We start from the raw sequence: 13833 nt of genomic DNA on the forward strand, positions 1-13833 counted from the left end.
CATGAGAGTTGACCAGCCGTTGCTGCGGAGATCGGCGCAGTTGTCATCGCCGTGCAAATATGAAGAGGATCAGCCGCTCGTCATTATTGTCGATGACGACGCATCGGTTCGCGAGGCGCTGTCGGAGTTGATCCTGTCGGCGGGTTTTCAGTCGGTCAGTTTTGCCTCGACCCGCGAATTGCTGGATGCCGATATCTTGGAAAACCCCGGCTGCCTGATCCTCGATGTGCGCATGCCCGGAGCAAGCGGCCTTCACCTGCAGAGCCATCTGGCCGAAAACGGCATTTCCAAACCGATCATTTTTCTGACCGGCCACGGCGACATTCCGATGACCGTCCAGGCGATGAAGGCGGGGGCTGTGGATTTTCTCACCAAGCCGGTGCGGGACCAGACGCTGCTCGACGCCATCACCGCGGCCATTGCGATGGATGCCGAACGACGGGCGGAAGCCGCAATCGCCAAACGCAACGTCAAACGGCTGGAGACGCTGACGCAACGCGAGCGCGAAGTTCTGCACGAAGTGGCGCGCGGACGCCTCAACAAGCAGATCGCCTTCGATTTCGGCATCAGCGAAGTGACGGTCAAGCTGCATCGCAGCAACGTCATGCACAAGATGGAGGCCGCCTCGATCGGCGAACTGATCCGGGCCTGGGAGACGCTGCCGGCGCAAATGCGGCAGGCTGGCTCGCGTTGATTTTCTGCCGGGCACTTTTTAACGGCGAGGAATCCGGCCTCGAACATCCGTTGCCTATCCATTTGATGCGCGCCGTATCCGATTTGCGTTGAAAAAGTCGGCGCGGCGCCGGCAATGGGTTTCGCCTTGGTGCCCATGCGTTATCTCTAAATTAAAGCTCAGGGATATGACCTCATGCCCGGCTTAGATTCACAAAGGAGATCACGCCTGAACAATCAATCACCAGCCTCGCCCTCCCCTGAAGCCAACGCCTTCGACATCGAAGCAAACTTCTTGTCGGCCATGGGGAACGCCAAACGGCTTCACATTTTGCATCTGTTGACCGAGGGAGAAGTCTCCGTGACCGTCCTGGCGGATGAAGTGGGATTGAGCCAATCTTCGACTTCCCAGCATCTGGCAGTTCTCCGGGAACAAGGACTCGTGCAGACGCGAAGATCTGCCCAGACGATCTATTATTCACTTCAATCCAGCACAGCCAGGACGATGCTCGATACGCTCACCGACATCTTCGGATCGCGCCGTCACTCCCCGGCAGAATGCGTCCGAGCCGAGACCTGACGAAATGACGAAGCCTGCCCCTGCCGCCTGATTGGTCTTCGATTCTGCTGAGGGTGATCTTGTAGGCAAGGCCGGGATGTAGTGGCACGGGATTCCTGCGGTGCTTTCGTCCACATGCCCGTCCGACACATCGATCCCTGATGGACGTTTGATGTACGCCTCCTAGACCACGGTGTGATTACGCCTCCATTGCGAATGGAGATAATCAACCACATCAGGAACGGAACAGTCAGCAGGAGGCGATCATGGACGTATATGAGGCAGTCACAAGCCGACGGTCGGTGCGTGGATTCAAAGACAAGCCTGTGGCCAGGGAGATACTCGAGCGCGTGCTGTCGGCCGCGGCTTGGTCGCCGTCAGGATCGAACATCCAGCCGTGGAATACCTACGTGATGACCGGCGCGACGCTTGCCGAGCTCAAGACATCAGCCGTCGAGCGCGTGGCCCACGGCGACGCCTGGGACAAACGGCAGTACGAGATGTACCCGTCCGCGCTCAAGTCCCCTTACGGGGAGCGCCGATCCGCCTTCGGCAAAGAGCGCTACAGCGCGCTCGGAATTGCGCGCGAGGACTGGGAGGCGCGCCAGCGGGCAGCAATCGCCAACTGGAACTGCTTCGGCGCGCCCGCCGCCTTGTTCTGCTACATCGACCGTGACCTCGGCCTACCCCAATGGGCCGACGTCGGCATGTATCTGCAGACCGTCATGCTGCTGCTGCGCGCCGAAGGACTGCACAGTTGCCCGCAGATGGCGTGGTCACAGGTTCGCGAGACGGTCGCGGAGGTCCTGTCACCCCCGGACGGGCTCATCCTCTTCTGCGGCATGTCGATCGGGTACGAGGACACCGCGGCAGGTTCAGCCCATACGGGCCGCGCCCCGCTCGCCGAGACGGTCACCTTCGTCGGCGATTAGTGACGCGCGCTCGAAGGACAAGCGGCCCTTTTTATGAATCTTGCGCGTGATACGTCCGTCATCATGCGTGATATTGGAGAACGCCATGACCACGCACAAAGTAGGCTATCTCATCGGCAGCCTCGCCAAGGGCTCGATCAATCGCAAGCTCGCCAAGGCGTTGGTGCGGTTCGCCCCGCCGGACCTTGAAATGTCGGAGATATCGTTCAAGGACCTGCCGCTCTACAGCTACGACTACGACGCCGACTATCCTCCGGCCGGCAGGGCATTCAAGGCGGCAATCGCGGCCGTCGACGCCGTGCTGTTCATCACGCCCGAATACAATCGATCCATACCTGGCGAGCTGAAAAACGCGATCGACTGGGCGAGCCGCCCGTACGGCACCAACTCGTTCACACGCAAGCCGTCAGCGGTGATCGGCACGTCGCCGGGCGCGATAGGCACAGCAGTCGCCCAGCAGAATTTGCGCAGCGTGCTGAGTTTCTGCAACTCTCCACAGATGAATGCCCCGGAAGCGTATATTCAGTTCACACCCGGGCTGATCACCGATGACGGCGAGGTCACGAACGACACCACGGCCGATTTCCTTCGCACATTCATGCGGGACTTCCATGTCTTCATCGCAAGGGTTCGCTCGGTGCTGCCGAGAGATGCTTAGAGCCACTTGGAACCAAGGATCGAGATATCCTTTGCCTTCCGCATGGAATTTGCCCCATTTTCGGTGTGGCGCACTGTCGGGAGCCGGATGGCGTTCGCGCCGGAAAAGTCGCTTTGGAAGAGTGACATGAGCTCGGGTCTCCTTGTGCGCCGGCGCTTGGCGGGGGCATTCAGGAAGGTTAGCGAGCGGTAATTTCGGTTGGTATCATCGGGAGGTATCGAAGCGGCTAGAGTCTGTCAGCGCTAATCGGAATCGTGCGGAGATTCCCTTGCCTTTGATTTTGTGATTCAAGGTCATTGCTGGTGTGGAGGCCGGCAATGATGGTGCGACCTCTTTCTCTGGATTTGCGAACGCGCATTGCGACAGCGTTGAGTGATGGCATGACGGTTCGCGCCGCAGCGGAGCGGTTCGGCATATCGGCTGCGACAGCGGTGCGGATCGGACAACTCGATCGTTCAGGTAAAGGCCTGGTGCCGGCGAAGATCGGCGGCTATGTCAAACCGACACTGAGGGGTGCGGCCGCCGATGCAGTGCGTCAGCGGCTACAAGTCAAGTCCGACTGGACGGTGCGCGCACTGTCGGCGGACCTGAAGGCTGCGGGGATCAACGTGTCTCACGACACCGTCTGGCGCTTTCTGCGCAGCGAAGGCAAGACCTTCAAAAAAAACGATGGTGGCAAGCGAGCAAGACCGCCCGAAGGTGGCCCGGTTCCGGATGCGATGGAAGACCCATCAGCACCGGCTTGATCCGGACCGTCTCGTCTTCATCGACGAGACTTGGGTCAAGACCAACATGACGCGCACCTGCGGCTGGTGTCAGCGGGGAGAGCCCCTCATTGCAAAAGTCCCTCATGGTCATTGGAAGACACTGACCTTCCTGGCCGGCTTACGCCGCGATAGCATCGTTGCCCCCTTCGTCCTCGATGGTCCCATCAATGGCATCGCTTTTACCGCATGGGTTCGCCAATGTCTGGTCCCGACACTCAAATCCGGTGACATCGTCATCCTCGACAATCTGGGAAGCCACAAGGGAAAGCCGGCCCGCGACGCGATCCGAGATGTCGGTGCACATCTCTTCTTCCTGCCGCCCTACAGCCCCGACCTCAATCCCATCGAGATGATGTTCGCAAAGCTCAAGACACTCGTCAGAAAGGCAGACGAACGAACCGTTGAAACAACATGGAGACGCATTGGAGAACTCTTGAAGGCGTTCAGTCCCCAGGAGTGCTCCAACTACCTCAGACATGCAGGGTATGGTTCAGAATAACCCTGACAGACTCTAAGCTTGCTTTGGTATCGGGTCGATATACATGCCGGCGACACTCCACTGCCTATATGCTGGTGCGCACCGACTGCGTGGATAAGGCCCTCTCCTCTTCCCGAAATAATCATCCCGGGAACATAGGCTTTGGTTTGCAGAACGCGGCCAACTGGCTCTATGGGCAAAGGCTGCGCATTCTGGGAATTTCCGACCGTGAGCTGTGTTAACCGAACGCGACGGGGATGATGAACGCAGGGGTTTTTTCGGTTTCACCCTGTGGCCGACGAATTGGCAGGCGAGCGTCCCACCTGTCCGGCTCCACTTTTTTGCTGTAGGACCGGCCGCTTCCATGTGGACAGCGGCCGGTCCTTCTTTCTGTGGATCAAGCGAAGGCGTAAGAACCGTCCGGCCGCTTCGGCACGCGCCGCTGCCAGTGGATGTAGCCTTCCTCCTCCATCGCCTTCTCGTCCATCTCGACGCCCCAGCCCGGCCGATCTGGGCGCAGTTCGAGATAGCCGTCCTTCGGCAGATAGGGATCGACGACGTAACGGGTTTCCCCCTCCCGCTTCTCGATATCATTGCCGCCATAGACGTAGGCCTGCCCCTTCGGCAGCCGGTATTCGAGGATGCGGAAATTCTGCGCCGCGGCCGAAAAATGCACATTGACCGCCGTTGCCAGCGGCCCCATCGGGTTGTGCGGGGCGACGCCGACGAAGAAGGCTTCGGCAAGCGTGGCAATACGGCGCATTTCGCTGATGCCGCCGACAACGCAGATATCCGGCTGGATGAGGTCGGCACCCTTGACCTGCAGCAGCCGCAGGAACTCGTTTCTGTTGTAGAGCGACTCGCCCGTCGCCAGCGTGCAGTTAAGACCCTGCTTCAGGTCGCCCCAGGCCTCGATGTTTTCTGGCCGCAGCGGCTCCTCGAAAAATAGCGGGTCGTAAGGGGCCAATGCATTGCCGAGCTGGCGAGCGGCGACCGGCTCGAAAATCTTTGCATGGGCGTCGAAAGCAATTTCGTATTCGTCGTTGACCGTTTCGCGAAGCGAGCGGAAATAATCCGCCGAGGCCTTTACGACATTGCCCCAGCGATTGGAGTGCATGTCGATCCGCCAGGGGCTGAGCTTGAAGGCGGTGAACCCCCATCCCTCCTTCAGACGATCGAACTCATCGCGGGCTGCCGGCGCATCCGGTGCAGTGTAGACCCCGGCATAGACTTTGATGCGGTCACGCACCTCGCCGCCGAGCAGCTTGTAGACCGGGACATTCGCCGCCTTGGCGGCAAGGTCCCACAGGCAATGATCGAGCGCGGAGATGGCGGCAAGGCCAAGCGCACCTGGCGGGAACCGGCTCTGCTGGATCAGCAGGTTGACCAGATACTCGACACGTGTCGGATCCTGGCCGGCCACAAAGGCGTAGAGATAATCGAGCAGCGGCGGCAGCGCCTTGTCGGGCCCGTGGTTGTAGCATTCGCCCCAGCCCGTCAGCCCGTCATCTGTGTCGAGCGCGACGATCACGCGCGGACGGTCCTTGTCGCGGGTCATGAAAACCCGCATACGGTCGATCTTCATCATTCTGTCCTTCTAGCGATTGAAATAGTTGCGACGCGCCAGGCGCGTCTGCACGTAGACGTGCTCGTTGCTGGTTCCGGGATTATAGACGCCGGCAGCTTCCGGTACCGAGACGTTGCCGCCACTGGGGAAACGCGCCACGAAGGCCTCGTCGATATCGCAGCCAAGTCCTGGGCCATCGGGAACGGCGATCAAGCCGTCGACCTGTTGCGGATGCGGCACGATCGTCTGGCGGCGCCCGTCCCAGTCGTCGTCGAGGCGCTCGAGAATGAGAGCGTTCGGGATTGCCGCAAGCAGATGCAAGGCCGCATATTCCGCCACCGGCCCGAGCGAACCGGAATGCGGCGCCATCTGGATATGATGGGCTTCGGCCATGGCCGCGATCTTCTTCATCTGGGTGATGCCGCCGGCCCGGCCGGTATCCGGCTGGATCACATCGACCAGTTCCTTCTCGATGAGTTCGCGCTCGCCGAAGATGGTCGCCGAGCGCTCGCCGGCTGCAAGCGGCACATGCGCTGCATCGCGGATACGCCGGTAGCCGTCGATATTTTCCGGCGCGATTGGATCTTCGACCCACATCAATTCATAGGGTTCGAGCGCCCGCACCAGGCGGCAGGCATCCGCAGGCGTCAGCCACGGCGGCCCATGCAGGTCGATGGCAATGTCCATGTCGTCGCCGACCGCGTCGCGCAGCGCCGCGACCTTGCGAACGGGATCGGCGACCCCCCCACACTTGATCGCCTTGATGCCGCGTTCCTTGAGGGCAAGCGCTCGCTCGGGCGTATTCGCATGCGAATAGATCGGTATCTTGTCGCGCACCTTGCCGCCGAGCAGCATCCAGACCGGTACGCCAAGCGCCTTGCCCTTGATGTCCCATAGGGCCATGTCGATGCCGGTCATCGCACCGCCTCCGACAGTTCCGAGCATACCATGGCCCATCATGGCGATATGCATTTTCTGCCACAGCCGTTCGATATGGGCCGGATCTTCCCCGATGAGGAGAGGTGCAAGGTCACGGATCGCGGTCTCGACGACACGCGGCCAGCCCGAGCATTCACCGATACCGGTGATACCCTCGTCGGTATCGATCTTCAGAAAGAGCCAGTTTCTGGTGCCGCCGAACTGCTTGGACGTAGCGCCGCCGGGACGATGATCGGAAGCCCAGTTCGAAGGGTCGGGCTGACCAACTTGCATGAGAAACGTGCGGATTCCGGTGATTTTCATCTCTGAGAACTTCCATTCTTCAGTTTGTCGGGCTTGAGATTGTCGGGCGCGACGTAGCGGAAACGCCTGGAATGATCGCGGTCACGCGGATCGGGACGTGGGATCGCTGAGATCAGCGCCTGCGTATAGGCGTGCTCGGGTGTGCTGCAGACCTTCTCCGCCTCGCCGATTTCGACGAGCTGACCTTTGTACATGACGCCGACACGGTCGCACATGTAGCGGATGACGCCGATATCATGGCTGATGAAGATATAGGCGAGGCCGAGTTCGTCCTGCAGGCGCATCAGGAGGTCGAGCACCTGCGAGCGCACAGAGACGTCGAGCGCCGAGGTTGCCTCATCCGCGACGATGACGCGCGGATTGAGCGTGATGGCCCGGGCAATGCCGATGCGCTGGCGCTGGCCGCCCGAGAATGCATGCGGGTAGCGTTCGCGCGCCCTCGGATCCAGGCCCACCTGCTCCATGAGGTGGCAGACCCGCTCCTCCAGCGCCCGCCCCTTGGCGACGCCATTGACGAGCAGCGGCTCGCCGATGATCTGGGAGACGGTCATGCGAGGATTGAGGGAGCCGAAAGGATCCTGAAACACCATCCGCAATTCGCGGCGCGCGGCGGCCAGTGTGGGACCCTTTGCCGTTGCCAGATCGATGATGTCGCCGTCGGCGCGGCGATAGAGGATTTCGCCGGCGGTCGGATCGAGCAGCCGCATAATCGAGCGGCCCATCGTCGTCTTGCCGGACCCGCTCTCGCCGACGATGCCGAGCGTCTCGCCCGGCAGCAGCGAAATCGAGACATCGTCGAGCGCCTTCACTTCACCGAAATCCATCGAGACGTTGCGCAGTTCGAGAATCGGCGCTTGGGTCCGGTCGAGCGGCGCGCGCGCCAGGCGGATCTCGGCCTTCTGCTCAAGCTTCAGCACCGAGCCGATCAGCATGCGGGTATAGTCGTCTTGCGGCGCATGAAAGATCTGCTCGACCGGCGCATATTCCTTGGCAACACCATTATGCATCACGAGCACATCGTCGGCGATCTGCGCCACGACACCCATGTCATGCGTGATGAACAGAACGGCCATTCCGTTGGCCTTCTGCAGGCGGGCGATCAGGTCGAGAATCTCGGCCTGCGTCGTCACGTCGAGAGCCGTGGTCGGCTCGTCGGCGATCAGGAGCTGCGGCTTGCAGGCGAGCGCCATGGCAATCATCGCGCGCTGGCGCATCCCGCCGGAATATTGAAACGCATACCGATCCAGCGCCTTTTCCGGCGAGGGAATCTCGACTTGCTTGAGCAGCGATATGGCTTCAGCGCGCGCCTCTGCCTTGCTCATCCTGGTGTGGAGGCGAAGCGCCTCGACGATCTGGTTGCCGACCGTGTGGATCGGCGACAGCGACGACATCGGCTCCTGGAAGATCATGGCGATGTCGCGGCCGCGGATCGCCCGGATCTGGCGCCCGCGCGGATTGAGGCTGGTCAGATCGGTCGAGCCGCCATTTTGATCGTTCAGGATGATCGATCCGCCGGATATGCGGCCGGGTGCATCGACAATCTGCAGGATCGAACGCGCCGTCACCGACTTGCCGGATCCGCTTTCGCCGACGACGCACAGCGTCTTGCCCGGTTCGATCGAGAAAGAGAGATCGCTGACGGCGCGAAAGATGCCGGTTCGCAGTGGAAATTCGACGGTCAGGTTTTTCACCTGGAGCAGCGGCCTGCCGGCGATGGGAACGATATCGGTCATGCCGGCCTCATTTGTTGTACGGATCGGCTGCGTCGCGCAGGCCGTCGCCGAGAAGGTTAAGCGCCATCACGGCAATCACGACGGCGCAGCCCGGCATGAACAGCCATGGCGCGGTGGCGATCGAGCGAATGTTCTGGGCCTCGCGCAAAAGCACACCCCAGGAGATGGTCGGCGGCTGCAGCCCGAGCCCCAGGAAGGAGAGAGAGGTTTCGGCAAGGATCATCGCCGGTACCGCAAGCGTGATCGACGCGATGATGTGGCTGGCAAAGCTCGGCAGCATGTGGCGAAAAATGATGCGTCTTTCGCGAACGCCATCGAGCCTCGCGGCGGCGACGAATTCCTCGGTGCGCAGCGACAGGAATCGGCCGCGAACGACGCGGGCAAGCTGCGCCCAGCCTGTCAGCGACAGGATGATCGTGATCATCATATATTGCAGCGTCGCCGGCCAATCCTGCGGCAGGGCAGCAGCCATCGCCAACCAGATTGGGATCGTCGGCAGAGACAGCACGAAGTCGATCACGCGCTGCATGAAGAAATCGATGCGTCCGCCGTAATACCCCGAGATGCCGCCGAGCACGATACCGAGCATCAGCGAGAAGAAGACGCCAACGAGGCCGATCGACAACGAGATCTGCGAGCCTTGCACCGTTCGGCTGAAAACATCGCGCCCAAGCCTGTCGGCACCGAAGAGAAGCAGCGGCGTGGTCTTGTCGGGCGAAGCGATCAGATGGATGTTTGACTTGAACAGACCGAACACCGAATACTCGTAGCCGCGCCCGAAGAATTGGACGTCGACACGCTTCGTCGTGTCTTCCTTGAAGATGGCGGCGAGTGTTTCCGGATCGCGGGTCAGCTTCATCGGATAATAATGCGGGCCGAAGGAGAAGCCGTTCTGCGTGTCGATCAGATGCAATCTCTGCGGCGGGTGAAAGGTCGCCCGCGCATTTTGCAGGTTCGGATCGTTGATAGCGAAGAAGCCGGGAAGCAGGGCAACGATATACATCATCACGGTGACGACGAGTGCCACCATGGCCAGCCGGTGCCGGCGGAAAGCCCACCAGATGAGCTGCCACTGCGATGCAACGGCGGCGCGATCCGGCTGAATATTTGTAACGGTGATGTCAGCCACGTGAGGCTCCTATTCCAACCGAATGCGGGGATCGACCAGCGCAAGCAGAATGTCGCTGATCAAAGAGCCTATCAGCGTCAGCGCGCAGATCAGCAGAACGAAGGCGCCGGCGAGATACATATCCTGGGCCATCAGCGCCTGCAGCAGCAACGGTGCCGCCGTTGGCAGATTGAGGACGATGGCGACGACGACCGAGCCGGAAATGAGATTGGGCAGCAGCCAGGCAATCGTCGAGATAAACGGATTGAGCGCGATCATCATTGGGTATTTCATCAGCAGCCGGAACTCTGACAGACCTTTTGCCCGTGCCGTCGTCACATAAGGCTTCGGCAGTTCGTCGAGCATATTCGCGCGCATGACGCGGATGAGACTGGCGGTCGAAGAGACGGCAAGGATGATGACGGGAAGCCAGAGATGCGAGAAGAGGTCGCCCATCTTGGCGAAGCTCCAAGACGCATTCTCATATTCCGGCGAAAACAGCCCGCCGACATCCTGGCCGAATTCGACCGCCGCGACATACATCAGCACCAGCGCAAGCAGGAAGGACGGGACGGCCAGGCCGAAAAAGGTGAAGGCGGTGAAGAAATAATCCCCGATCGAATATTTGCGCACGGCGGAATAGACGCCGATCGGCAACGCGATCGCCCAAGTGGCGATCAAGGTCGACAGCGCCAGAACAAGCGTCAGAGCCATGCGCTCCCAGATCAGATCCGAGACGGGCTGCTGCCATTCGAAAGAAATGCCGAAATCGCCGCGCGAGAGGATGCCCCATATCCATTTGAAATATTGGATAAGCATCGGATCGCCGAGACCGAAGCGCTCGCGCAATTGCGCCGCAGTGTTCTGATCGACGATCTCGTTGGAGGCTGCCAGGGTCGCGATATAGGTAGTGACATAATCGCCCGGCGGCAGCTGAATCAGCACGAAAGCGAGGAAGCTGACGGCAAAAAGTGATGGAATCATCCAAAGGAAGCGTTTGGCGATGAAGACCAGCATAGGGCGCCTCTTGCATTGAACGCCGCCCTCCGAAATGCCTTGTCGGCCGCCAGGGCCGACAAGGCATTTCGGAGGGCGAACTGAAAGAAAGCGCCGTACCGTCGGGCACGGCGCCGGAGATCCGAATCAGCTCGTGAAGGTGAATTGCTGCGGCAGCGCAGGCCCCGGATTAGGCCAGGACCAGCTATCCGGCTGCTTCTCGGGAACGTTGCGCAGGCTGTTACGGATGATGCCGAACCCGCCGACGGCGAGGCAAAGCCCAACAGTCTCGAATTCCTCTGCCGCGATGTCGAAGATCTGCTTCATGATCGCACCGCGCTTGTCGAGATCGGCCGTCGAACGCGCTTCGTCAAAAAGCTTCATGCGCTTCTTCTGGCTTTCCGGGGGTTCTTCGCCGCGTGCACCGTTGGAAGTGTACCAAAGCGTCCACGGAATGGCGTAACGCGAACCCTGCGGATGGAAGGCGAAGAAGTCGCGCGGATCGAGCATCGGATCGAGACCGCCTGGGCCTGGCCACACCTGCGCGTCATGGGCATTGTCGTCGCCGCGGGTGTAATAGAGCGCCCGCTCGATCGTGTTGACCTTCATGTCGATACCGATCTGGGCCCAATGCGTCTTGACCAGTTCCAGTGCATCGACGAGGTCGGGATAAAGCGTCGGGATGACGTCGATCGAGAAGAACACTTTCTGGCCGTCTGGCCGGAGGCGGAAACCGTCACCGCCTTTCTTGTAGCCGGCCTGATCGAGCATCGCGCCTGCCTTGTCGGCGTCAAATTCGGTGAATTGGCGCGCGTACTTCTCGTTATACCACGGATGGGTCGGACGCGGGCCGGCCTGGTAGGGCTCGCTCTGCCCGAAGTAGACGATATCGATGAGCTCGGGGCGATTGATACCGATCGACAGCGCCTGCCGGAACGACTTGTCCGCAAACATCTTGCGCATGGCCGGATCTTTGTGGGTGATATTGAAATAGATCTGGCATTGTTGCGAGGCCGAGGGCACGAGCGTCAGCAGGCGATAGTCGCCCTTTTCCATGTTCTTGGACAGCGTCGGCTTGTTGGCGAGCACGCTGATATGGCGCTCCTGGATGTCGATCTTTCCCGAGATGACGTTCAGCATCAGCGATTCGACGTCCTGCGAGATGCCGAAATTGAGTTCATCGATGTAGGGAAGTTGGTTGCCCTCGGTATCGACCTGCCAGAAATAAGGATTGCGGGTCATGACGACGCGCGTGGCGCCGCCGGCATAGGGTTCCTTGACCACCCATGGATCGAGCGTCGGCTTGTCGACATTGCCCCACCGCGACGGGATCTCGATATCACCGCAACGGCTGCGGAACAGCTCCGTCCAGCTGGTGACGCCGGCCTTCTTAGCATCAGCCTCGATATTGGGGTTATATTTCGGCAGGAACTGGCTGCAGTAATGCTTCGGAAAGAGCGTCGGATGCTGACCAAGCGGCGTGGCGAGGTTTTCCAGGTAAAGCGCGTTGGCCGCCGCGAAGGTGAACTTCACCGTATAATCGTCGATCTTCTCGACGGTGACCGGCTTGCCGGCAACAGCAAGCTGCGCCGGGGTCGAGCTGTAGAGCTCGGTGTTCTTGACGCAGTCTTCGATAGCAAAAACAACGTCATCGGCAGTAAAAGGATGACCGTCCGACCAGCGCGCGCCTTCGATGAGATGGAAGGTGAATTGCGTTGCGTCGTCGCTGACCTCCCAGCGTTCGGCAAGGTTCGGCTCCACAGCGGTGAACTCGAGATTCCAGCGCACCAGGCTCTGGTTGCCGACCATGCGCAAAATTCCGTTATGGTCGGATGAACCGCGAAGGCCGCGGCGCAGCGAGCCGCCATAGGTGCCGACCTTTTCGAACGGCTTGACCACCATAGGCTTTTTCGGCAGGCGCTCGGCGAGCGGGGGCAGTTTTCCATCTTTTACGAGCTGCGCAAGTGCGGGGGCTTCACCGCCTGCGGCGGCAGAGACGCGACCAGCGACGGACAGCGCTGCGACACCGGCCATGCCACCAAGCACGGCCCGGCGGGTAACGCCACGCGACAGTATTTCATTAGGCATCGAGTTCCTCCGTTTTTATGCCGGCGCAGCGTTTGGACCGGCTGATGCGGCGGGTTCCCGACCCGCCGCCAGCGCCCTCCTCGGCGCTAGGACCGAACCATAGACACGTTCCCAAATGATTACAAGAGTTGACAGATAATTACAAATTTTGTAGCGATGCCACATCAACACCTGAATTGCCCGCCCTGAAAACAAGGCTATAGCGGACAAAATACGGCGATCTGTCAGAAGCTGTGTGCTGCCATGGAGATATGATGTCGGCGACAGCAACAACCCACAGCGTTCAGAGAAAAGGACGATTATGACATTCGCGGTCGACGCCGTTTCGAACAGAGGCGCAACGCGCTTCAGCGACATCATCTACGAGAAGATCGTGGGCATGATCGCCGACGGCAACTTTCCGGTGAACGAGCGACTGCCGTCGGAAACGAAGCTTGCCGCTGATTTCGGCGCATCGAGACCGGTCGTGCGCGAAGCGCTCGAACGCTTGAGGGCCGATGGTCTAGTCGTTTCGCGCAAGGGGTCCGGCTCCTATGTCAGGCAGCGGCCGGATTCGTCGATGCTAAAAATGGTGCCGGTCGGGTCGCTCGCCGATGTCCAGCGGTTTTTCGAATTCCGCGCCGGTCTCGAAGCCGAAGCGGCGGAACTGGCCGCGCGAAACTGGCAGCCGGCTGACAGGGAGAGGATAACCGCCGCGCTTGTTTCGATCGAGCAATGTCTGCGCAACGGAGAGCTCGGCGCCGAGGAGGACCAGGTTCTGCATGATGCGATAGCGATGGCGACCGGTAACCAGTTCCATATCACTGTTCGCGAATGGTTCAGGCCGCATTTCGCCATCGGCCATTCCGTTACACGAAGCTTGAGCCTGAAACGGACGCTGGAGCAGATTCGCAGCGTCCAGGATGAGCACGCGGTGATCGTGGAGGCGATTTTCGCACGGCGGGAAACCGAAGCTCACGATGCAATGAAGAAACACATACTGAATGCTCGCGCCCGCATGTTCCAGGGCGTTTGAGCGAGAATGGGAGGAAGA

General features: G+C 60.3%; 12 protein-coding genes. 6 read left to right on the forward strand and 6 right to left on the reverse strand.

Translation table 11 applies throughout. The features are described from left to right. Position 1 precedes the first annotated feature (1 nt). From RCCGE510_RS26435 to RCCGE510_RS33770, 5 genes are all read left to right on the forward strand, one after another. A complete protein-coding gene (locus RCCGE510_RS26435; protein ID WP_007635091.1) occupies positions 2-694 on the forward strand; it encodes a response regulator transcription factor in 693 nt (230 codons plus the stop codon). A gap of 207 nt (positions 695-901) precedes the next feature. Beyond that, positions 902-1252 carry a metalloregulator ArsR/SmtB family transcription factor gene (locus tag RCCGE510_RS26440; protein WP_037079971.1) on the forward strand — a complete coding sequence of 117 codons (351 nt, stop codon included), beginning with the start codon at positions 902-904 and terminating at the stop codon, positions 1250-1252. Between the two features lie 245 nt (positions 1253-1497). Further along, positions 1498-2163, forward strand: a complete 666-nt coding sequence (locus tag RCCGE510_RS26445; RefSeq protein WP_007635093.1) for a nitroreductase — start codon at positions 1498-1500, stop codon at positions 2161-2163. Between the two features lie 85 nt (positions 2164-2248). Beyond that, positions 2249-2821 (forward strand): NADPH-dependent FMN reductase, encoded by a 573-nt coding sequence (locus RCCGE510_RS26450; RefSeq protein ID WP_007635094.1) that lies wholly within the window; start codon positions 2249-2251, stop codon positions 2819-2821. 320 nt (positions 2822-3141) lie between these two features. Then, positions 3142-4087 (forward strand): IS630 family transposase gene (locus tag RCCGE510_RS33770; protein ID WP_192815357.1). Its coding sequence is split into 2 segments (ribosomal slippage): positions 3142-3480 and positions 3482-4087, totalling 945 coding nucleotides; the frame shifts between segments, so codons are not numbered across the junction. A 376-nt stretch (positions 4088-4463) separates the two neighbouring features. On the opposite strand, the gene RCCGE510_RS26465 is transcribed toward RCCGE510_RS33770, so the two are convergent. The 6 genes from RCCGE510_RS26465 to RCCGE510_RS26490 form a co-directional block, all read right to left on the reverse strand. Next, entirely contained in the window at positions 4464-5651 is a 1188-nt protein-coding gene (locus RCCGE510_RS26465) for a galactarate dehydratase (protein ID WP_007635097.1), read from the reverse strand. Positions 5652-5663: 12 nt separating this feature from the next. Then, positions 5664-6875 carry a mandelate racemase/muconate lactonizing enzyme family protein gene (locus RCCGE510_RS26470; RefSeq protein ID WP_007635098.1) on the reverse strand — a complete coding sequence of 404 codons (1212 nt, stop codon included), beginning with the start codon at positions 6873-6875 and terminating at the stop codon, positions 5664-5666. Then, a complete protein-coding gene (locus tag RCCGE510_RS26475; RefSeq protein ID WP_007635099.1) occupies positions 6872-8608 on the reverse strand; it encodes an ABC transporter ATP-binding protein in 1737 nt (578 codons plus the stop codon). The genes RCCGE510_RS26470 and RCCGE510_RS26475 overlap by 4 nt, the downstream gene beginning before the upstream one ends. A gap of 7 nt (positions 8609-8615) precedes the next feature. Next, the gene (locus RCCGE510_RS26480; protein ID WP_007635100.1) at positions 8616-9737 is read right to left on the reverse strand and encodes an ABC transporter permease; all 1122 of its coding nucleotides are present in this window, start codon (positions 9735-9737) and stop codon (positions 8616-8618) included. A gap of 9 nt (positions 9738-9746) precedes the next feature. Further along, positions 9747-10733 carry an ABC transporter permease gene (locus tag RCCGE510_RS26485; RefSeq protein ID WP_007635101.1) on the reverse strand — a complete coding sequence of 329 codons (987 nt, stop codon included), beginning with the start codon at positions 10731-10733 and terminating at the stop codon, positions 9747-9749. A 126-nt stretch (positions 10734-10859) separates the two neighbouring features. Beyond that, complete coding sequence (locus RCCGE510_RS26490) at positions 10860-12800, reverse strand: ABC transporter substrate-binding protein (protein ID WP_007635102.1); 1941 nt, start codon at positions 12798-12800, stop codon at positions 10860-10862. Positions 12801-13101: 301 nt separating this feature from the next. Here RCCGE510_RS26490 and RCCGE510_RS26495 point away from each other — a divergent pair, with 301 nt between their 5' ends. Next, positions 13102-13815 (forward strand): FadR/GntR family transcriptional regulator, encoded by a 714-nt coding sequence (locus tag RCCGE510_RS26495; protein ID WP_007635103.1) that lies wholly within the window; start codon positions 13102-13104, stop codon positions 13813-13815. The last annotated feature ends 18 nt before the right edge of the window (positions 13816-13833 follow it).

Source organism: Rhizobium sp. CCGE 510 (assembly GCF_000292525.1).
GTDB lineage: Bacteria > Pseudomonadota > Alphaproteobacteria > Rhizobiales > Rhizobiaceae > Rhizobium.